Origin of the sequence: Burkholderia sp. E168m15 (genome assembly GCF_016586105.1) — a bacterium.
Classification (GTDB): domain Bacteria; phylum Pseudomonadota; class Gammaproteobacteria; order Burkholderiales; family Burkholderiaceae; genus Burkholderia; species Burkholderia orbicola.
The window spans coordinates 36,505-56,133 of sequence record NZ_BCPO01000182.1; the positions used below are offsets into that span (position 1 = coordinate 36,505).

General features: G+C 63.6%; 17 protein-coding genes. 15 read left to right on the top strand and 2 right to left on the bottom strand.

Annotated features, from left to right (window positions below; translation table 11 throughout):
* Nucleotides 1-29: 29 nt before the first annotated feature.
* From JMF86_RS29025 to JMF86_RS29055, 7 genes are read left to right on the top strand one after another with little or no spacing between them, the layout of a single operon-like run.
* Nucleotides 30-1,409 carry an MFS transporter gene (locus JMF86_RS29025; protein ID WP_011694856.1) on the top strand — a complete coding sequence of 460 codons (1,380 nt, stop codon included), beginning with the start codon at nucleotides 30-32 and terminating at the stop codon, nucleotides 1,407-1,409.
* A gap of 49 nt (nucleotides 1,410-1,458) precedes the next feature.
* On the top strand, nucleotides 1,459-2,610 hold the full coding sequence (locus JMF86_RS29030) for a porin (RefSeq protein WP_011549026.1): 1,152 nt from the start codon (nucleotides 1,459-1,461) through the stop codon (nucleotides 2,608-2,610).
* 10 nt (nucleotides 2,611-2,620) lie between these two features.
* A complete protein-coding gene (locus JMF86_RS29035) occupies nucleotides 2,621-3,667 on the top strand; it encodes an amidohydrolase (protein ID WP_011549027.1) in 1,047 nt (348 codons plus the stop codon).
* Nucleotides 3,664-4,944: an MFS transporter gene (locus JMF86_RS29040; protein ID WP_011549028.1), complete on the top strand. Its 1,281-nt coding sequence runs from the start codon at nucleotides 3,664-3,666 to the stop codon at nucleotides 4,942-4,944. Before JMF86_RS29035 ends, JMF86_RS29040 begins: the two co-directional genes overlap by 4 nt.
* Nucleotides 4,941-6,179, top strand: coding sequence for an MFS transporter (locus JMF86_RS29045; RefSeq protein ID WP_011549029.1), 1,239 nt, complete (start codon nucleotides 4,941-4,943; stop codon nucleotides 6,177-6,179). Before JMF86_RS29040 ends, JMF86_RS29045 begins: the two co-directional genes overlap by 4 nt.
* A gap of 11 nt (nucleotides 6,180-6,190) precedes the next feature.
* The gene (locus tag JMF86_RS29050) at nucleotides 6,191-7,513 is read left to right on the top strand and encodes an MFS transporter (RefSeq protein ID WP_011549030.1); all 1,323 of its coding nucleotides are present in this window, start codon (nucleotides 6,191-6,193) and stop codon (nucleotides 7,511-7,513) included.
* 2 nt (nucleotides 7,514-7,515) lie between these two features.
* Complete coding sequence (locus tag JMF86_RS29055) at nucleotides 7,516-8,448, top strand: amidohydrolase (RefSeq protein WP_011549031.1); 933 nt, start codon at nucleotides 7,516-7,518, stop codon at nucleotides 8,446-8,448.
* Between the two features lie 115 nt (nucleotides 8,449-8,563).
* Here the strand turns inward: JMF86_RS29055 and JMF86_RS29060 are convergent, their stop codons facing one another.
* Nucleotides 8,564-9,457, bottom strand: a complete 894-nt coding sequence (locus tag JMF86_RS29060; protein WP_011549032.1) for a LysR substrate-binding domain-containing protein — start codon at nucleotides 9,455-9,457, stop codon at nucleotides 8,564-8,566.
* A 107-nt stretch (nucleotides 9,458-9,564) separates the two neighbouring features.
* On the opposite strand from JMF86_RS29060, the gene JMF86_RS29065 reads away from it, so the two are divergent.
* The 8 genes from JMF86_RS29065 to JMF86_RS29100 all read left to right on the top strand — a co-directional run bounded on the left by JMF86_RS29065 (nucleotide 9,565) and on the right by JMF86_RS29100 (nucleotide 18,738).
* The gene (locus JMF86_RS29065) at nucleotides 9,565-10,173 is read left to right on the top strand and encodes a short chain dehydrogenase (RefSeq protein WP_011549033.1); all 609 of its coding nucleotides are present in this window, start codon (nucleotides 9,565-9,567) and stop codon (nucleotides 10,171-10,173) included.
* A gap of 387 nt (nucleotides 10,174-10,560) precedes the next feature.
* Nucleotides 10,561-10,827: a DUF4148 domain-containing protein gene (locus tag JMF86_RS29070; RefSeq protein WP_260525823.1), complete on the top strand. Its 267-nt coding sequence runs from the start codon at nucleotides 10,561-10,563 to the stop codon at nucleotides 10,825-10,827.
* A gap of 147 nt (nucleotides 10,828-10,974) precedes the next feature.
* Nucleotides 10,975-11,880, top strand: coding sequence for a LysR family transcriptional regulator (locus tag JMF86_RS29075; protein ID WP_011549035.1), 906 nt, complete (start codon nucleotides 10,975-10,977; stop codon nucleotides 11,878-11,880).
* Between the two features lie 76 nt (nucleotides 11,881-11,956).
* Nucleotides 11,957-12,850, top strand: a complete 894-nt coding sequence (locus JMF86_RS29080) for a LysR family transcriptional regulator (RefSeq protein ID WP_011549036.1) — start codon at nucleotides 11,957-11,959, stop codon at nucleotides 12,848-12,850.
* A gap of 268 nt (nucleotides 12,851-13,118) precedes the next feature.
* A complete protein-coding gene (locus JMF86_RS29085) occupies nucleotides 13,119-14,315 on the top strand; it encodes an MFS transporter (protein WP_011694870.1) in 1,197 nt (398 codons plus the stop codon).
* Between the two features lie 290 nt (nucleotides 14,316-14,605).
* A complete protein-coding gene (locus JMF86_RS29090; RefSeq protein WP_011549037.1) occupies nucleotides 14,606-15,073 on the top strand; it encodes a (2Fe-2S)-binding protein in 468 nt (155 codons plus the stop codon).
* 57 nt (nucleotides 15,074-15,130) lie between these two features.
* The gene (locus JMF86_RS29095) at nucleotides 15,131-17,395 is read left to right on the top strand and encodes a xanthine dehydrogenase family protein molybdopterin-binding subunit (RefSeq protein WP_011549038.1); all 2,265 of its coding nucleotides are present in this window, start codon (nucleotides 15,131-15,133) and stop codon (nucleotides 17,393-17,395) included.
* 32 nt (nucleotides 17,396-17,427) lie between these two features.
* The gene (locus tag JMF86_RS29100) at nucleotides 17,428-18,738 is read left to right on the top strand and encodes a cytochrome c (RefSeq protein ID WP_011546824.1); all 1,311 of its coding nucleotides are present in this window, start codon (nucleotides 17,428-17,430) and stop codon (nucleotides 18,736-18,738) included.
* A gap of 311 nt (nucleotides 18,739-19,049) precedes the next feature.
* On the opposite strand, the gene JMF86_RS29105 is transcribed toward JMF86_RS29100, so the two are convergent.
* Nucleotides 19,050-19,629 (bottom strand): substrate binding domain-containing protein (locus tag JMF86_RS29105; protein WP_201317188.1); only part of this gene is annotated, 580 nt, incomplete at its 5' end.

The following is a 19,629-nucleotide window of genomic DNA, read 5'->3' on the forward strand; positions in this document are numbered from 1 at the left end:
CCGCCAGCCGCGCGACGAAGGAGACAAGCATGACCATTTCGCACGCGCTGCATGCCGGCGATGACGCCCCGCGCGCCGACGCGCCGTCCTCGGCGCAGCTTGCCGGCGACGATTACGCGGCCAGCGAGCGCACGCTCGCCAAGGCGTTCCGGCGCATTCTGCCGTTCATCTTCGTCTGCTACGTGATCAGCTATCTCGACAGGACCAACGTCGGTTTCGCGGCGCTCACGATGAACAAGGATCTCGGTCTGACGGCCGAGCAGTTCGGTGTCGGTGCAGGCCTCTTCTTCATCGGCTATTTCCTGTTCGAGATTCCGAGCAACCTGATCATGCAGAAGGTCGGGGCGCGCGTATGGATCGCGAGAATCATGATCACGTGGGGCCTGTTCTCGATGGCGACGGCATTCGTCGTCGGACCGAAGAGCTTTGCGGCCGCGCGTTTTCTGCTCGGGCTCGCCGAGGCGGGGTTCACGCCCGGCATCTACCTGTATTTCACGCACTGGTTTCCCGGCAAGTGGCGCGCGAAGGTGACGGCCGCCTTCCTCGTCGGCATTCCCGTCGCGAACATGATCGGCTCGCCGATTTCGGGCGCGCTGCTCGAACTCGGCGGCCTGCATGGGCTGCGCAGCTGGCAGTGGCTGCTGCTGATCGAAGGCGTCCCTGCGGTGATGCTCGGCATCGCGTGCCTGTTCGTGCTGGCCGACCGTCCAGAGAAAGCCGCGTGGCTCAGTGACGAAGAGAAGGCGTCGCTCGCGAAGCGCCTCGCGTTCGAGCAGCGCGACATCGGCGCGAAGCACGGCAGCACACTGCGCGACGCGATGACGAACTGGCGTGTGTTCGTGCTCGCGTTCGTCAACTTCTGCGGGATCGTCGGCTCGCTCGGCGTCGGCTTGTGGATGCCGCAGATCATCAAGCAGTTCGGCGTCGAACACGCGGTGGTCGGCTGGCTGACGGCCATCCCGTATGCGATCGGCGCCGGTGCGATGCTCTGGTGGGCGCGTCTCGCCAATCGCGCTGCCAACCGTATTCCGTATGTTGCCGGTGCGCTCGCGCTGGCCGCGGCGGCGTTGTGTGCGAGCGCCTTCATTCATGCGCCGGTTTTCAAGCTGATCGCACTGTGCGTCACGGTGAGCGGAATCCTCGCGTTCCAGGCGACTTACTGGGCCATCCCGTCGGGATTCCTCACCGGCCGGGCCGCCGCGGGCGGACTCGCGCTGATCGTGTCGGTCGGCAATCTCGGCGGCTTCGTCGGGCCGTCGATGATCGGTGCGCTCAAGCAATTCTCGGGCGGCTTCACCGCGCCGCTCATCGCCGTGTCGGGTGTGCTGCTACTCGGCGCGTTGACCATCGCATGGCTCGGCGATCCGGGCTCGGGCGCCGGCGAAGCGCCTGTCACCCGCGAGGCGTGAATTTTCTTTCGCCAGAACACCCACCCACAAAAAACAGTTTGGAGACTTCATGTTGTCGAATCAGGCCAGCCAGCATTCCCGCCCGAAACCCCGCTTCATGCTCGGCGCCGTCACCGTCGCGAGCGCGGCCTCGTGGTGCGTTGCCGCGCATGCGCAAAGCAGCGTCACGCTGTACGGCATTGCCGATGTCGGCGTCGAACACGTCAACAATACGAATACCGGCGGCGCGCAGACGCGCGAAGCGTCGGGCAATCTGTCCGGTTCGCGCTGGGGACTGAAGGGCGTCGAGGATCTCGGCGGCGGCATGAAGGCCATTTTCCAGCTGGAAAACGGCTTCAACATCAATGACGGCACGACCGCGCAGTCGACGAAAGGTCTCGGTTCGAACGCCGCCACGACGTCGCGGATTTTCGGCCGGCAGGCGTGGGTCGGGCTGGCGTACCGGGGCCAACAACTCACGTTCGGCCGCCAGAACGCGCTTTTTTACGAACAGGCCGTGGCCTTCGACCCGATGGGCGCGTCGTCGCGATACTCGGTGCTGTCGGTCGACTACGCGGCGGCCGCGCGCATCGACAACTCGGTGAAGTACACCGGCGTGTTCGGCCCACTGACGGCGCAGGCCATGTATAGCACCCGCTACGACACCGGGTACGGCGCCGAGGTGCCGGGCGCGCAACTCACCGGCCGCTTCTTCAGCGCGGCGCTGACTTTCTCGCAAGGGCCGCTCGCCGCGAGCGTGTCGTACGAGCAGCGCAACAGCAACACCGTCGCGACCAACACGGGCACCGAGCGGCGCGCCACGGCCGCCGCGTCGTATGCGATCGGACCGGTGAAGGGATTCGCTGGTTATCGCTACCTTCGTGCGTCGAATGCGTTCCTGCCGGCGAACCCGATCCGTGTCGCGAACGGCGCCGAAGCCAGCACGGCGAACCTGTACTGGGCCGGCGCGCAATACGCGGTGTCGCCCGCGTTCGTGGTCACGGCGACGGCCTATTACCAGGACGTGCATTCGACGAGTGCCGACCCGTGGCTCGCCGTGCTCTGTGCGGACTATCTGCTGTCGAAGCGCACCGATATCTATGCGACGGCGGGTTTCGCGCGCAACAAGGGCGGCTCCGCGCTCGGCGTGAACGGCTATGGCACGGTCGCGCCCGATCACAACCAGACGGGTGTGGTGATCGGCATGCGCCAGAAGTTCTGAGGCGAGTGCGATGCAGACCGTTCACGCGCCCCATCTGCCGGTCAGGCCCGAGTGGCTCGCATTGCGCGACGAGCCGGTGCTCGAACCCGAACTCGCCATCGTCGACGCCCATCACCACCTGTGGGACCGCCAGACCGGGCGCTATCTCGCGGACGAGTTCGGCGCGGACGTGCGCAGCGGGCATCGGGTCGTGTCGACGGTCTACGTGCAGTGTCGATCGATGTTGCGCGCAAGCGGGCCGGAGGCGTTCAAGCCGGTGGGCGAAGTGGCATTCGCGAGCGGCGTCGCCGCGATGTTCGACAGCGGCGCATACGGCCCCACGCGCTGTTGCGAGGCCATCGTCGGCGGCGCCGATCTGTCGCTCGGCGCGGAACTCGAGGCGGTGCTCGACACGATGCTGCAGGTGTCCGGCGGGCGATTGCGCGGCATCCGCAATCCGCTCGCGTGGCATGCGAGCCCCGACGTGCGGTCGAGCCCGGTGACGCCGCCGCGCGACCGGATGTCGGAGCAGGCTTTCAGGCAGGGCGTGGCGACGCTCGGCCGCTACGGACTGTCGCTCGACGCGTGGGTCTATCACACGCAGCTCGACGACCTGTACGAACTCGTGCGCGCGTCCGAGGACGTCATCGTCGTCATCGACCACTTTGGCGGCCCCGTCGGCGTGGGGCCGCATGCCGGCCGGCGTGCCGAAGTGCATGCGCAGTGGAAACGGCAGCTCGGGCGTCTCGCCGCGCTGCCGAACACGCGCATGAAGCTCGGCGGCGCGGGCATGACCGTGTTCGGTTTCGATTTCGCCGCGCGCGAGTTGCCGCCGTCGTCGCAGGACCTGGCGGCCGCGTGGCAGCCGTATTTCGACACCTGCGTCGAGCTTTTCGGCGTCGATCGCTGCATGTTCGAAAGCAACTTCCCCGTCGACAAGGGGATGTTCAGCTATCGCGTGCTGTGGAACGCCTTCAAACGACTCGCGTCCGCGATGTCGGCCGACGAAAAGGCCGCGCTGTTCAGCCGGACGGCCGCCTCGACGTATCGCGTCGCGATTCCCGGAGACAACCCATGAAGACGACTGCAACCGCGGCGACGCAGGACATCGATTCCGCCGCCGCAGAAAAAGGGCTCACGCGCGTGACCGGTATCGAGTGGCGTGCGCTGTCGCTCGCGGGGCTCGGCTGGACGTTCGAGAGCTACGACTCGTTCCTGCTGTCGCTGCTGCTGCCGACGCTCGCGCTGCAGTTCGGGCTGAACAAGGCGCAGCTCGGCATGTTCACGAGCGTCACGGCGGCCGGACAGATCATCGGCGGCATTCTGTTCGGTTTCGTGTCGGACCGGATCGGGCGCGTGCGCACCGCGCTGCTCTGCGTCGGCATCTACTCGCTGTTTTCCGGCCTGATCGCATTTGCGCCCGATGCGCATGCGTTCGCCACGTTGCGCTTTTTCGGCGCGCTCGGCATGGGCGGGACCTGGACCGCCGGCGCGGCGCTCATCGCGGAGACCTGGCATCCGGGCCGGCGCGGCAAGGGTGGCGCGCTGATGCAGATGGGCTTGCCGATCGGCGCGATTCTCGCGATCGCGATCTCGGGCATCGTCGGCGCCACGCATGGCGGATTGGGCGGCGACAGCTGGCGTCTGCTGTTCCTGATCGGTGCGTCGCCGTTCTTCATTCTGTTCTGGGTCGCGCGCAAGACGCCGGAGTCGCCGATCTGGCTCGAGCGCAGGCACGCGAAGCCGCAGGCTCGCAAGCCCGACACGGCCGGTCACGAGAAGCTGAACGTACGCGGCCTGCTCACCGCCTTCTGCTTCATCTTCTTTCTGCAGTATCTCTATTGGGGTGTATTCACGTGGACGCCGACGTTCCTGATCACGGTGAAGCACCTCGACTTCGTGCATAGCCTGAAGTTCGTGCTGGCGCTGCAGTTCGGCGCGATCACCGGGTTCCTGCTGTTCTCGGCGTGGGTCGACCGGCTCGGCCGGCGGCCGATGTTCCTGGCCTACCTGGTGGTCGGCGCGCTGGCCGTCGGCGTGTATATCGTGTCGGCGAATCCGTTGCTGCTGATGACCGCGATCTTTCTGACGGGCTTCAGCGTGAACGGCATCTTCGCGGGCGCCGGCCCGTTCCTCGCGGAGATCATCGGCAATACGGCATCGCGCGGCTTCTTCATGGGTCTCGCGTACAACGGCGGCCGGCTCGGCGGCTTCATCGCGCCGTTGATCATCGGTGCGCTGGCGTCGACGTCGGGCGGCTTCGTGCTCGGGCTCGCGACGACGATCGTCGCGTTCGTCGCCGCGGCCGCGGTCGTGCTGTTCGCGCCCGAAACGCGCGGGAAGACGTTGTCATGACCGTCGCGACGCAAGCGGGGTGGGTGAACAGGCTGTTTCCGGCGCTGACGGAGGCATCGCTGCGGCGCTACCTGAGCGGGCAGGTCGCGTCGGTGCTCGGCAGCTGGACGCAGAACGTCACGCTGAATCTGCTGATCTATCACCTGTCCGGCTCGGCGGCGATCCTCGCGCTGCTCAACTTCCTGCTGTACGGGCCGCAGTTGATCGTCGCGCCGGTGGCGGGCTCCCGCATCGGCACGGCCAACGCGCGCCGCGTGACGCTCTGCGTGCTGACGACGTCGCTGCTGCTGACGGGCAGCCTCTTCACGTTGTCGCTGCTCGGCCTGCTCGGCGTGAAGCTGATCCTCGCGCATGCGCTGGCGATCGGCGTGTCGAGCGCGGTGGAAACGCCGGCGCGGCAGGTGCTGCTGCTGACGAGCCTGCAGGATGCGACGCACACGTCCAACGCGGTCGCGATGAACACGATGGTCTACAACGTCGGGCGCATGGTCGGCCCGACCATCGCCGGATTCGTCTATCCGACGCTGGGCCCCAGGACGTCGTTTGCGATCTATGCGCTTGCGCTGTGCTTCATGGCGGCGTGCGTGCGGTCGATCCGGACCGCGACGGTGGACCGCCCGTCGCGCGCGGAAAGCGGCCTGCGCGACGCGGTCGGCTACGTGCTGTCCGATGCGTTCTCGGCCCGCTATCTGCCGATTCTCGCGTGCATCGGCTTGTTCGCCGGCAGCTACCAGACGCTCGTGCCGCTGCTCGCGGATCAGGGTTTTCACGACGCGGCGCGCTTTACCGGCGTGTTCTTCGCGTGCGCCGGCGCCGGCTCGTTGAGCGCGGCGGTGCTGCTGTCGTCGGCGTTCGGGCCGCGCGCGTCGCGCCGGTTCATCGCCTATGCACCGTGGACGGCAGTCGGCGCGCTGGCCGTACTGGCCGCGACGACCGATGCGGCGGGATCGATTCCCGCGTTCTATGCGCTCGGCTTCAGCCTCACGTTCGCGGCCACGTCGACGAACGCGACGATTCAGCGGCAGTGCCCGGAGCATGTGCGCGGCGGGCTCGTCGGGATGTACGGCATGGCCTACAACGGCACGATGCCGTTCGGTTACCTGCTCGTCGGCAGCGCATCGGAGGCGCTCGGCGTGCGACACACCTTCGCCGCCATGGCCGCCGTGCTGGCGTGCGGCGTGGTGGCGGTCATCGCGTGGCAACGGTTCACAGGAACGCGCTCAGGCGCACAATAAACGGAGACAACATGCAAGCCGGTTTCATGGAAGCGTCCGCGATCGAGCGCCGGACCATACGAAAGATCGTCTGGCGACTCGTTCCCTTCTTGATGATCTGCTACCTGCTTGCCTTCATCGACCGGGGCAACGTGGGGATGGCGTCGCTGCAGATGAACCACGACCTCGGGATGTCGGCGCAGGTCTTCGGTTTCGGCAGCAGCCTGTTCTTCATTTCATACTTCTTTTTCGAAGTGCCGAGCAATCTCGCGCTGCAGAAATACGGCGCCCGGATCTGGATCGCGCGGATCATGATCACGTGGGGCATCGTGTCGGCGGCGACCGCGCTCGTGCACAACGCGACGACGTTCTACGTGCTGCGTTTCCTGCTGGGCGCGGCCGAGGCCGGCTTCTTCCCGGGCGTGCTGCTGTATTTGTCGTACTGGATTCCCGCGCAGTACCGGGCGCGGATTGTCGCGACGTTCATGGTCGCGATTCCGGCCGCGAGCTTCATCGGCTCGCCGATCTCCGCGCTGCTGTTGCAGATGGACGGTGTCTGGGGCCTGCGCGGCTGGCAGTGGCTGTTCATCCTCGAAGGCATTCCCACCGTGCTGCTCGGCATCGCGTGCCTGTTCATGCTGACGAACAAGCCGGAGAACGCGAGGTGGCTCGACGACGACGAGCGCGCGTGGCTCTCGAACGCGCTGGCCGCCGGCCACAAGACACGCAAGAAGGTGCCGTCGCTGCCGCTTGCGCAGCTGTTCCGCAACCGCTACGTGCTGTGCCTCGCGCTCGTCGACACGTGTGCTTCCGCGGCAGGCAGCACGCTGTCCGTGTGGCAGCCGCAGTTGCTGAAGTCGTTCGGCTTGACCGTCATGGAAACCGGCCTGCTGAACTCGGTGCCGTACGCGGTGGCCTCGATCCTGATGGTCTACTGGGGCCGGCGCTCGGACCGCCTTGGCGAACGCCGCTGGCACACGGTCGTGCCGATGCTGCTGATCGGCGTGGGGCTGTTCGCGACGTCGCTGAGCGGATCGCTGCTGCCCACGATCTGCATGCTCTGCGCGGTGCTGGTCGGCGCATATTCGTTCAAGGGCCCGTTCTGGGCGCTCGCGACCGACATGCTGTCCAACAGCACCGTGGCCGCCGGGCTCGCGACGGTCAACGCGATCGCGAACCTGCTCGGCGGCGGGCTGATGGTGAACGTGTACGGGTGGGTGAAGGCGGCGACGGGCAGCTACGCGCTCGCCTTGATGCCGCTCGCGATCCTCACGCTCGTCAGCGTCGCGACGCTGCTGCTGCTCACGCGCAATCATGCGGCCGGCAAGCTGGTCGGCAAGACGGGGACCATCTGATCATGGCGCGCATCGCGAGACGCGGGTTCCTCCGGATCGCCGGCGCGACGCTGGCTTCGGCCGCATTGCCGAGGCTGGCCGCGGCCGACGAAACGTGGTCGAGCGGCACCGAGCGGCCGGCGTTCCGGTTGCCCGACGGGGCGATCGACTGTCACATGCACATCTACGACGACCGGTTCCCGGTCGCGCCGGGTACGACGCTGCGGCCGCCGAATGCGACCGTCGCGCAATACCGAAGCGTGCAGGCGCGTATCGGCGTGAAGCGCAACGTGGTCGTGACGCCGTCGACGTACGGGACGGACAATCGCTGCACGCTGGCGGCGATCGCGCAGTTCGGCGCCGACGCGCGCGGCGTCGCCGTGGTCGACGGCACCGTGAGCGACGACGAACTTCGGGCGCTCGATCGCGGCGGCATCCGTGCGATCCGGTTCAACCTCAGCTATCCGGGCGCGACGACGCTCGACATGCTGGCGCCGCTCGCCGCGCGCATCGCGAACCTCGGATGGCATATCGAGCTGGTGGTGCAGGGTGCGCGGCTGCCGGAGCTGGAGCCGCATCTTGCAGCGCTGCCTTGCCCGCTCGTCATCGACCATATCGCGCATGTGCCGCAGCCCGGCGGGCTGTCGTCGGCCGCGTTTCGTACCGCGCAACGCCTCGTGGAAAAGGGCCATACGTGGATCACGTTGTCGGGGCCGTACGTCGACAGCAAGACGGGCGCGCCCGCCTACGACGACGTCGCGCCGGTCGCGAAGGCGCTGATCGACATGGCGCCGGAGCGCATGCTGTGGGGCACCGACTGGCCGCACCCGACGCAGAAGACGGACAAGCCGGACGACGCAAGCTTGCTGGACGTGATCGCCGGCTGGATCGGGCGGCCGGACTGGCAGCAGCGGATATTCGTCACGAACCCGGCGAAGTTGTACGGATTTGCATAGCGCGGGGAGGCGGTCGGAAGCTTGAAGCCGCTGACGAAACGATGTCATCCTAAATTGGTGAAGACGTTTGCCCGACCAACGTATCTTCGCGCATGTCGTCGAACCGAAAAGCACGCTACGACGCGTCGCGCTCCGTCACATGCTCGAGCAAATGCGCGACGAAGCGGGTGAGCTTCGGCAGCGGGCGCCGGTCTTGTCGATACACGATATGAACGGGGTGCGGCTTCGGCTCGTAACCTTGCAGCACCTGTACCAGCGCGCCGCTCGCCAGATCGTGGCTCACCAGGACTTCCGGCTGCAGCAGCAATCCCGCGCCTGCGATGGCGGCCATTCGCAGGCCGTTGCCGTCATTGCAAGTGAACCCCGATTCAGCCGAAAAGTGCGTGCTGTCATCGTCGCCGAGCTTCCAGCCGTTGCGGCTGCTCCACACCGTGTGGAACAGGCAGTGATGCGCGCTCAGGTCCTGTGGCGTTTGCGGACGCCCGTACTGAGCGAGATAGCCCGGCGACGCGCAGATCACCATGCGATACCGGGTCAGCGGCCTTGCAACGAGGTCGGCATCACCCAGTTCGCCGATGCGGATCGCCAGATCGAAACCCTCGTCGATCAGGTCGACGTTGCGATTGCTCAATTCCAGCTCGACGCGTACGAGCGGATACCGCTGCCGGAAAGTCGCGGCTAGCGGCGCGATGACACAGGCGCCGAAGGTGATCGGCGCGCTGATTCGCAACGTACCGGAGGGCGACGCGCGTAGCCGTTCGACCGACGTTTCGGCGATGCGCATGTGTTCGAGCGCACGCTTGGCGTCTTCGTAGAACACGCGACCGGCATCGGTCAGGTTCTGGCGCCGGGTAGTGCGCTCGAGCAGGCGCGCAGCGAGACGCTCCTCCAGTTCGCGCACATATTTGCCGACCATGACCGCCGAGATTTCCAGCCGCCGCGCCGCCTCGGTGAAGTTGCCGCCTTCGACGACGGCAACGAAGGTTTCCATGGCACGCAGTCTGTCCATATTGCGAACTGTAGGTTAGGAGTGTCGGAAATTAGAGCATATTTATGGGGTCCCCGGTTCGGTGAAGAATGGCGACGTTCCAACCTGAACGCGAAAAGGAGTGTTCGATGAAGATCGTCGTAATCGGTGCCGGCGGGGACGTCGGTCGTGCCGCGGCAGATGAGCTTGCGCGTGATGGCAAGCATGAAATCATTCGCGTTGGCCGCACCCGCGGAGACCATCAGGTCGACATCACGCGTGACGACAGCGTCGGTTCGCTGTTCGGGCAGATCGGGCGCGTCGATGCCATCGTCGTCGCCGCAGGCAACGTCATATTGGCGCCAATCGAAAAGATGACGGCGGCCGATTTTCATCGAGGCCTGCAGGACAAGCTGCTCGGTCAGGTGCGCGTCGCGCTGGTGGGGCAGCATTACCTGAGCGATGGCGGCTCGATCACGCTGACGTCCGGCATCGCCGTCGATGATCCGATTGCGCAGGGTGCTCACGCCGCGGCGTCGAATGCCGGAATCGAAGGGTTCGTGCGTGCTGCTGCGTGCGATTTTCGTCGGGGTATCCGAATCAATGCGGTCAGTCCCACCATGCTGATCGAATCCGCGGAACGGTTCGGGCCGTTCTTTCCCGGTTACGAAGGTGTGCCGGCGACACGTGTGGCAATGGCGTATCGGCGCAGCGTGGAGGGCGTGCATAGCGGCCGCATCTATCGGGTTGGGCACTGAAATTAGCGCGCTTGCGGCGAAGGCTGCAAGCAGCAGTCTAAAGGTCGTCCGGGCAGATGCGTCATTGAACAAGGTTTCACGGGCTGGAGGGACGATTTATTAATACAGTGCATAGGTCTTAGCAAGCGCGTAGCTTGATCCCGTCGAGCGCCGAACGTATCGTTCGAAGCGTAGATCAACACGTCGCCATTGATATCAATCCACACACAATAAGCGGGCGGCTTCGGATGTGCATGGGTAGAGAGACATCGAGCCTGGCGCGTACAAGCCATCGCAGATTGGTTTGAGGCAATTCCACCCTCCGGGGAGGGTTCCCCACTGCTCGTGGCGAAGATAGGCGCCAGATGGCCTTGGCCAAATCATTGCAATTATTATGGAGTCCATACCTTGAAAATCCGTCTTGGTGTTTTTGCTATTGCACTCGGTATGCTCGCACCGTTGTTTGCGTCGGCTCAGTCGGTGTCGAACGGCCCGACTCGTGAACAAGTCCTTCAGGAAGCGAACCAATATGCAGCTGCGGGTTTCAACCCGGCGCGTGCGAACCCACGTACGTGGGTTGACGATGCACAAGCAGCATCGCGAGAGGTTGCAGGCATGCGCACCGCGGCCCAGCCCACGTCTCATGTTGCGTTCGGCGGCGACGCGGACAAGTGAAATGGTTCGGCGTACGACCGTGGCCGCTCGTTGCGGCGATGCGGGGCGAGGCGCTGCTTCGGGGAGCGCTAGTGGAAAGGAATTGGCTGCGTGTTGGATATGGCGATGGTATGGTGCTGTCAATGACGAGACGGTGGATGATCGATCATGGAAGACAGTACACTGCGCGATTCCTTTGGCGGGTTGACGGCACTCATCGCCGTTGCTCGCGCGAAAAGTTTTACTCGAGCTGCCGTGCAGTTGGGTGTGTCCCAATCCGCAGTCAGTCACGCAGTTCGTGCGCTGGAGGAGCGGCTCGGCGCTCGACTGCTCGCGCGAAATTCGCGTACCGTCACGCCGACTGAAGTAGGCGAGCGGCTCCTTCACATCGTTGCGCCGCGCTTGAAGGAAATCGACGCGGAGATGTCCGCTCTGTCGGATCTCGGTGGCAGCCCGAGGGGCTCCATTCGCGTCACCGCACCGGACTATCCGAGCCGGACGATTCTCGCTCCCAAGCTGAAAGAGTTTCTGCCCAAATATCCTGATATCAAGGTCGAGCTGAGTATCGACAATCGCTTTGTCGACCTCGTGGCCGAGCAGTTCGATGCCGGAGTCCGGCTTGGCGAAGCGATTGCGCAGGATATGATCGCCGTTCAAATCGGTCCTGACGTTCGCTTCACCGTCGTGGGCACGAAGCGGTACTTTGCCACCCATGCAGTGCCTCGGACACCCGGTGATCTCATACACCATAGCTGCGTGAACTTGCGACTGATGGCGCATGGCGGATTATGGGCGTGGGAGTTCGAAAAAGGCGGACGACCGGTCAATGTTCGCGTCGACGGTCAGTTGGCGTGCAACGACATTTACGAATGCCTGGCCGGTGCGGTGGCGGGGCTTGGGCTAGCGTATGTTCCGGAAGATCTCGCCGAACCGTATATCAAGGCGCAGCACTTGATACCGGTCTTGACGGACTGGTGTCCGTCTTGGGGTGGGTTCTATCTGTACTATCCCAGCCGGCGACAACCGTCGGGAGCGATGGCCCTTCTTGTATCCGCGTTGCGTCATGCGCATTAGTGTGCGAGCGCTCTTCTCGTCTGCGCGGGCCAGATTGCAAGTGAAGACGTCGCGTCCCTCTGCATGGAATCGATAAATGTCACGGGAAAACTACAGCGAGTTGCTCGCATTGATTGCGGTTGCGCGCGAACGTAGCTTTACTCGTGCGGCCGCGCAGTTGGGTATCTCGCAGTCGATGCTCAGCCATACGATTCGCGGAATGGAGACGCGGTTGGGTGTGCGCTTGCTTACACGTACCACCCGAAGCGTATCCGTGACCGAAGCTGGAGAACGATTGCTGCAGGTCGTCGAGCCCAGGTTCAACGACATTGAAGCAGAGCTCAAGAGCATCATTGAAATGCGGGACGTTCCAGCAGGAACGATCCGCATCACAGCGCCGGAGCATGCCATCGATACGTTGCTCTGGCCGCGCCTTGCGAAGATCCTCGCGTTGTATCCGCAGATCAAGGTGGAGGTGAACGCCGACTATGCGTTGACCGATATCGTCCAGAGCCGGTACGACTTTGGGGTGCGTCTCGGCGACGAGTTGTCGAAAGATATCTCTGCCGTCCGCATTGGACCCGACCAACGTTTCGCGATCGTGGCTGCGCCGTCGTATTTCGCTTCGAAACCAGTGCCGACCAAGCCGCAGGATCTGGTCTGTCACGATTGCATCAACCTTCGCCTTCCGACCTTGGGAAACCTGTGCGCATGGGAACTCGGTAAAGGTCAGCGAAAAGTGAATGTCCGGGCCGACGGGCGGCTCGTATTCAACGGCATTTACCAGGTGTTGAACGCGGCACTGTCTGGTTACGGGCTGGCCTACCTCCACGAGGACCTGGCGCAACCCCATCTCGAAACCGGGAGATTGGTGCCGGTGTTGAAACCATGGTGGCGCACGTCCCCCGGATATCACATCTACTACTCGGCTCAGCGCGAGATTTCGCGAGCGATGCACGTTCTGATCGACGCACTTCGACACACGAAGTAGCTGTTCACGTCGAAGTGGTTGAGCAATCCAGCACGTTCTCATCGTCGGATTTATCAATCCGATGCATCGGTCTATTCCGGAATCGGCGTATTCGCCAATGGCCTCCTCGACCTATTATGGGCTTCGAAGCCGGGGCCGCTAGCGATGCATTCCTGTCGCTCACGTCGAGCCGTCGGTAGCCAATACCTCCGTTGAGATGCACCAATGCTTTATCCGCGCGCCGGATGGGTTGGCGTTGCTGCGTCCTGCATTTTTGGGAGCGAACATCATGACCCCTTCATCTTCTTCATTCGTTTCCTCGCCGCGCCAGACAGGAAGCGCGGTAGGCGCCATGGCGCTGTGTGTGGCGATGCTGATCGCCTCGGAGTTCATGCCGGTCAGCTTGCTGACGCCGATTGCGCATGACTTGAATGCAACCGAGGGCATCGCTGGTCAGGCGATCTCGATTTCCGGTTTCTTCGCCGTCCTGGCCAGCTTGTTCGTCGCGCCGCTCGCCGGGCGTTTCGATCGTCGGCATGTGTTGATGAGCATGACGGTTCTGATGCTGATATCGATCGTGCTGATCGCCGTGTCGCCGAACTTCGCGGTGCTGATGATTGCGCGGGCGTTCCTGGGGCTTGCGGTCGGAGGTTTCTGGTCGTTGTCCACAGCCACGGTGATTCAACTGGTGCCGGCACAACGCGTACCCAAGGCGCTCGGAACGATCTATATGGGTAATGCGATCGCGACAGCCTTTGCTGCTCCGATTGGCGCGTACGTCGGTGGCCATTTGGGTTGGAGATTCGTATTTGCTGCGCTGGTGCCTTTGGTACTGGTGAATCTAGTATGGCAAGCGGTAAGCCTGCCGAGCATGCCCCCCCGAGCAGCCATTCCCATCACCCGGTTGTTCGGACTGCTGAAGCGCCGAAACGTTGCGGTCGGAATGGTTGCGGTCATGCTCACCTTCGCCGGCTCCTACGGGACGTTCACCTACTTCCGTCCGTTTCTGGAAGCGGTAACCGGAGCAGACGCCAATCAACTGTCGATGCTATTGCTCGGATTGGGCGTGGCCGGTTTTGCTGGGACCCATTTCGCGGGCACGATGCTGCACCGCAACCATGTTTACCCTCTGTTGCGCTGGTTGCCGATTGCGCTCGCCGCCGCGACGCTGGGATTGGTGCAGTTCGGCCACCTGTTCGCGGGCGCCGCGACGATGATGATCGGCTGGGGCGCCGTGAATGCAGCGATTCCCGTCACGTGGTCCACCTGGCTGGCGAAGGAAATCGACGACGAGCCCGAAAGCGGTGGGGGCTTGATGGTCGGATCGATTCAGCTGGCGATCATGCTGGGCGGCGCGCTAGGGGGAGAACTCCTCGATCGCATCGGCGTGTTCGCTCCGTTGATGGGCGGGGTCGTGTTGCTCGTTCTTTCGGCATTGCTCATTGGTAATGGTGCGCGCCTGAAGAAGACCGAAAAGCTCGACTGACCCGGTTTTGGCGGCACGTACGCCGTTCGCTTCCGAAGCTGCGCCGCCAGCAAAGGCTGGCGGAATTGCCCGAAGTGCCGGCTGCTGGAAAGCAGTGTCAGCGGCATCGACGTCGAAGGTGCTTCCTGCCGAAGCGGTTCGAGCGTACGCCAACACAGCGCTTCACAGCGTACTTGGCCAACGCGGATTAATCAATTCTGCTCATGGCCGCATTCAACAATTCAAGGTTCAGCGCAGGCCGCATAACCGTAGCATCGAGGCTTGCGTAAATCTCAGATACGGATGGCGTCATGGTAAAGCTTGCGGTCAATGGTGAGAGTCGTTCGTTTGACGGCGATCCGAGTATGCCGGTGCTTTGGTATTTGCGCGACGAGCTCGGGCTGACGGGGACGAAGTTCGGGTGCGGCATGGCGCTGTGTGGCGCGTGTACCGTTCTCGTCGATGGCAGTCCGATTCGATCGTGCGTAACACCGCTTGCGAATGTCGCAGGTCGCAAGGTAACGACGATCGAAGCCGCCGAGCAATTGCACATAGGCCAAGCGCTGCAGGCCGCCTGGATCGAGCACCAGGTGCCTCAGTGCGGCTATTGCCAGTCCGGGCAGATCATGTCGGCGATCGCGTTGCTTTCCACGAAGCCGCGTCCGACCGACGACGATATCGACGCAGCAATGAGCGGAAACGCGTGCCGATGCGGCACCTATGTCCGGATTCGTGCTGCCATACACAAGGCCGCGAATGTGCTCGCAGCGCGAGCGTAACGCCAGCCAGGATTCTCGGCTATCACGACGCTCGTGACAAAAAACAGGAAGCAATCCATGACGAACCACGCCGGTGTTCCGAACGAAGACGCGGAATCGACTGTGAGCGACAGTCCCTCCATCGCAATGTCTCGCCGCAACTTTCTGGGCAGCATGGCGGCGTTCACGCTTGCGCTCAGCTTCCACGGAGGCACGGCCCGCGCGGCGGCCGTGATCGGAAAGTCGACGGCACGGTTGTCTTTCGAGCCCAATGCATTTATCCGCGTTGCCGCGGATGGCAAGGTGACCGTGATCTCGAGTTACCTCGAAATGGGCCAAGGGACGTTTACGGGGCTGGCTACGCTCGCCGCCGAGGAGCTCGACGTGAGCTTGAGTGACATCACCGTGACGGGGGCGCCTGCCGATGTGGAGCATTACATCAATCCCGTCCTCGCGGCGCGAGGGTTCAAGGTGCAGGCGACCGGCGGCAGCACGGCGATGGCTGGCGCCTGGGTTCAAATGAGGCACGCGGCAGCCACCGCGCGGACCATGTTCGTTGCCGCCGCAGCCAAACGGTTCGGTGTGCCTCGGAACGAACTCGTGGTAGAGAACGGCGTCGTCGTCCACCCGCGTTCGGGACGCCGGGCAACGTACGGTAGTCTGGTGGCCGCGGCTTCCGCGGAACCGATCCCCAAGGAAGTCGTGCTCAAGGATCACGCCCGATTCCGATTCATCGGCAAGAACGGTACGCGTCGCTTGGACGTTCCCGCCAAGGTCAACGGTAGTGCGATCTACACGCAGGACATTCGACTTCCGGGCATGCTCGTCGCCGCGATCGCGCATCCTCCGAAGTTGTGGGCAAAGATACGCAGTATCGATAGCGCCAAGGCGCTGGCCGTCCCCGGCGTGGTCGCGGTGGTGCGGGTTCCAGGTGACGACGAGATTCAGGGTGGTGCGGCGGTACTTGCCCGTAACACGTGGGCGGCCCGTCAGGGAAGGGACGCGCTGAAGATCGAGTGGGACGAGCGCGGTGCGCTGACCGCGGATTCTTTCATGATCGTCGCGAAGTTTCGCGAACTGGCCGGTACGCCGGGCGTGGTGGCGAAGGCGCGCGGCAAGGTGCTGGACGGCACACCCAGCGGTGCCAAGGTGATCGACGCGATCTATGAGCAGCCCTATCTGGCACATGCGCCGATGGAGCCGCTCAACTGCGTCGTGCATTTGACGAAGGACCGCTGCGAAATCTGGAACGGCGAGCAATGGCACACCGGAGATAGCAATGCAGCCGCGAAGGAACTTGGCTTCGCGCTGAACCAGGTCCAGCTGCATCAGCTCTACGCAGGGGGGAGTTTCGGCAGGCGCGCCAATCCGCGATCGGATTTTGTCCGCGAAGCCGTTCGCATTGCGATTGCTGCCCGTAAAGCGGGCATCGACGCGCCGATAAAAATGGTGTGGATGCGCGAAGACGACATGCGCGGTGTTCAATATCGCCCGCTGACCGTCCATCGTGTGCGTGCGATCGTCGATGCGTCCGGACAGCTGGCATCCTGGCACCATCGTATCGTCGGGCAGAGCTTCATGCCGTCGCCCGATCCCACGACGGTCGACGATAACCTCGTGGAAGGAGCGGCCGACACGGGCTATGCGATTCCGAATTTCCGGGTGGAGCAGCATAGCTACAACGCGTTCGCGATACCCGTGGCGTGGCTTCGGTCGGTAGGGCATACGCACACCGCGTTCGTGGTCGAGACGATGATCGATGAACTGGCCGCGGCGGCCGGGAAAGATCCCTATGCGTTTCGACGGCAACTGTTGCAGTCAAGCCCACGCGACCTCGGTGTGCTCGATCTCGCCGTCGAAAAGGCAGGGTGGGGCAAGCCGCTGCCTGCATCGAAACCCGGCGACCGGCGAGCGAGAGGCATTGCCGTCCACGCGTCGTTTGGTACGCACGTCGCTCAGGTAGCCGAAGTCACGCTGCGCCAGGACGGCTCCTACTCCGTAGACCGGATCGTATGTGCCGTCGACTGCGGCACGGTGATCAACCCTGACATTGTTGCCTCCCAGATCGAGGGCGCTGCCGCGCTCGGCCTTTCGTTCCTGCATCAAGCGATAACGTTCAAGCAGGGACAAGTCAAGGAAAGCAATTTCCACGACTATCCGATTCTGCGTATGAATGCGATGCCGCGAGTCGAGGTGTACATGGTGTCGTCGACTGCCGCGCCTACGGGCATCGGCGAGCCCGGCACGCCGCTTCCTGCGCCGGCCGTGGCGAATGCGCTTGCTGCCATCACCGGCCGGCGGATTCGCGCATTGCCTTTGCGTGATGACGTGCTCGCAGCTTGAACGGGAATATCGACTTGAAACGAATTGACACCATGAAGATCCTTCGCCGGATCGCTTGCTTTGGACTGCTGGTCATTCTCGTCGCTGCAGGATGGTTCGCATACACCGCGCTTCGACCGTCCGGGCCCGAACCGGTGTCGCCTTTCGCGGGCGTGCCGGCGGATCTACCGGCAGGTGTCGCGCGCGGCGCCTACCTCGCGCGGGCGGCGGATTGCGTCGCATGTCATACGGCTCCGGGCGGCACGCCCTATGCGGGCGGACGCGCGTTCGACCTGCCGTTCGGGAAGATCTATTCCACCAACCTCACGCCCGACAAGGAAACCGGCATAGGCGACTGGACTGACGACGCGTTCGTCAGGGCGGTGCGTCAGGGTGTCGGTCGGGCCGGGCACCTGTATCCGGCGATGCCTTATACGTCATATACGGCAATGAGCCGCGAAGACGTGCTGGATATCAAGACGTATCTGCTTTCCCTGGCACCGGTGCGACAGGCTGCGCCGCTCAATACGCTCGCGTTTCCGTTCAACCAGCGTTGGGGCATGGCGTTCTGGAATGCGATCTTCTTCCACGAGCAGCGATTCAGGCCCGATCCAGCGAAAAGCGTCGAGTGGAATCGCGGCGCGTATCTGGCAGGGCCGCTCGGGCACTGCGGCGAATGTCATACGCCACGAAATGCCGGATTTGCGATGCAATCCCGCGCGTATCTGTCGGGTGCCGACATCGATGGCTGGAAAGCGTATAACACGACGCAGGACGATCTTTACGGCATTGGCGCATGGCGGGACGAGCAGATTGCCGGCTATCTATCGACAGGGCATGCGCGCGGCCGCAGTTCCGCGGCGGGCCCAATGGCGGAGGTCGTCGAGCATAGTCTTCAACATTTGACGTCAAACGACATCGGCGCGTTGGTCGCATACCTTCGCGGGATAACGCCTGTGAAGGGTGGCGGTGCAGGCCCCGTTGAGCTTGCGCCGGCCGCTGCGCGCGCGTCGAATCCGGTCCTGCCGGGGGAAAGCGCCCGCGACGAAAATGGTCGTGGTCGACGTCTGTTTGCCGCGGACTGCGCGGGATGCCATCAATGGAACGGTGCAGGACGACAATCGCCGTATGCCGACCTCGTCGGCAGTCGTGCGGTCAACGATCCATCGGGTACAGCGCTGATGCAGGTGCTGCTCCATGGAACGAATGTGCAGATCAATGGACAGACCCACATGATGCCGTCATTCGGAAGTGTGTACTCGGATGCTGATGTGGCGGCTGTCTCGAACTACGTGATCGCGCATTTTGGCGATAAAAAGGGCACGGTGACCGTACAGCAGGTTCACGGGAAGCGCCGCGACTGATCACCGGATGAAAGCACGCGTTGCTGAAGCGATCGGCGGGCGACGGTCCGTTGCCGTGGAGCGTGCGCCGCCGATGCCGCCGCGGGCGGCGTCGGCATGGCCCTCCCTCAATGGACGAAAGGTCTTGGGGCAACTGTGGTCGGTATGGCCGGCTCAGAGTAGAACGTCGAACTTGCGCGGAAGGACCGCAAGGATGTGGTTGCGATGAGCGAAGAGCTGTTTCGCGTCATTCGCCGTGGCTGCCGGAATCGTTCCGTCGAAAGATCGCTTCGGCCGCTCCTCCAGGTAGTCCGAAAACCATCGGCTGCCCGTCAATGCTCTGCCGCATACGAAGCGAAAACCTTCTTGAGGTATGCCAGCAATACTTTGACGTTCGGACTACTACGGCGGCTCTCCGGCCAAAGGGCGGTGATAGTGGAGCGCGGTTCGACGAACTCGGTGAGGATCGGCACGAGTTCCCCGCGCCGGACGTACGCTGCCGCGACATACGTCGGCGAAATGCCCACGCCTCCGCCAGCCGCCATGACGGCAGCCACCGCATCGCTGGTATCGACGACGATGTCCGCATCCGGCGTGAGGCTGAGCGGCCCTTCGTCCGTGGCAAACGTCCAGCGAAGAACTTGCCCCGAACTTTGAAAGCGAAAGTTCACGCAATCATGCTCCACGAGTTCGTCAGGATGCCTGGGAACACCGCGTTTGGCGAGGTAGTCCGGAGACGCATAGGCGCCGATGTAGTGAGGCGAAAGCGCTCGCGAGACCAAACGAGAGCCCGTGAGATCCCCGACGCGAACGGCCACATCGATACCTTCACCGACGAGGTCGACGAAATGATCGCCCAGGCGCAGGTCGATCGACAGCTTGGGAAAGCGCTGGCGAAACGCGGGACGATCT

Coding starts and splice junctions, on each gene's coding strand:
- JMF86_RS29075 (WP_011549035.1), top strand. CDS start 10,975: ATGGAAGACAGTACACTGCGCGATTCCTTTGGCGGGTTGACGGCACTC.
- JMF86_RS29100 (WP_011546824.1), top strand. CDS start 17,428: ATGAAGATCCTTCGCCGGATCGCTTGCTTTGGACTGCTGGTCATTCTC.
- JMF86_RS29045 (WP_011549029.1), top strand. CDS start 4,941: ATGACCGTCGCGACGCAAGCGGGGTGGGTGAACAGGCTGTTTCCGGCG.
- JMF86_RS29025 (WP_011694856.1), top strand. CDS start 30: ATGACCATTTCGCACGCGCTGCATGCCGGCGATGACGCCCCGCGCGCC.
- JMF86_RS29065 (WP_011549033.1), top strand. CDS start 9,565: ATGAAGATCGTCGTAATCGGTGCCGGCGGGGACGTCGGTCGTGCCGCG.
- JMF86_RS29055 (WP_011549031.1), top strand. CDS start 7,516: ATGGCGCGCATCGCGAGACGCGGGTTCCTCCGGATCGCCGGCGCGACG.
- JMF86_RS29080 (WP_011549036.1), top strand. CDS start 11,957: ATGTCACGGGAAAACTACAGCGAGTTGCTCGCATTGATTGCGGTTGCG.
- JMF86_RS29040 (WP_011549028.1), top strand. CDS start 3,664: ATGAAGACGACTGCAACCGCGGCGACGCAGGACATCGATTCCGCCGCC.
- JMF86_RS29050 (WP_011549030.1), top strand. CDS start 6,191: ATGCAAGCCGGTTTCATGGAAGCGTCCGCGATCGAGCGCCGGACCATA.
- JMF86_RS29030 (WP_011549026.1), top strand. CDS start 1,459: ATGTTGTCGAATCAGGCCAGCCAGCATTCCCGCCCGAAACCCCGCTTC.
- JMF86_RS29090 (WP_011549037.1), top strand. CDS start 14,606: ATGGTAAAGCTTGCGGTCAATGGTGAGAGTCGTTCGTTTGACGGCGAT.
- JMF86_RS29085 (WP_011694870.1), top strand. CDS start 13,119: ATGACCCCTTCATCTTCTTCATTCGTTTCCTCGCCGCGCCAGACAGGA.
- JMF86_RS29095 (WP_011549038.1), top strand. CDS start 15,131: ATGACGAACCACGCCGGTGTTCCGAACGAAGACGCGGAATCGACTGTG.
- JMF86_RS29035 (WP_011549027.1), top strand. CDS start 2,621: ATGCAGACCGTTCACGCGCCCCATCTGCCGGTCAGGCCCGAGTGGCTC.
- JMF86_RS29060 (WP_011549032.1), bottom strand. CDS start 9,457: ATGGACAGACTGCGTGCCATGGAAACCTTCGTTGCCGTCGTCGAAGGC.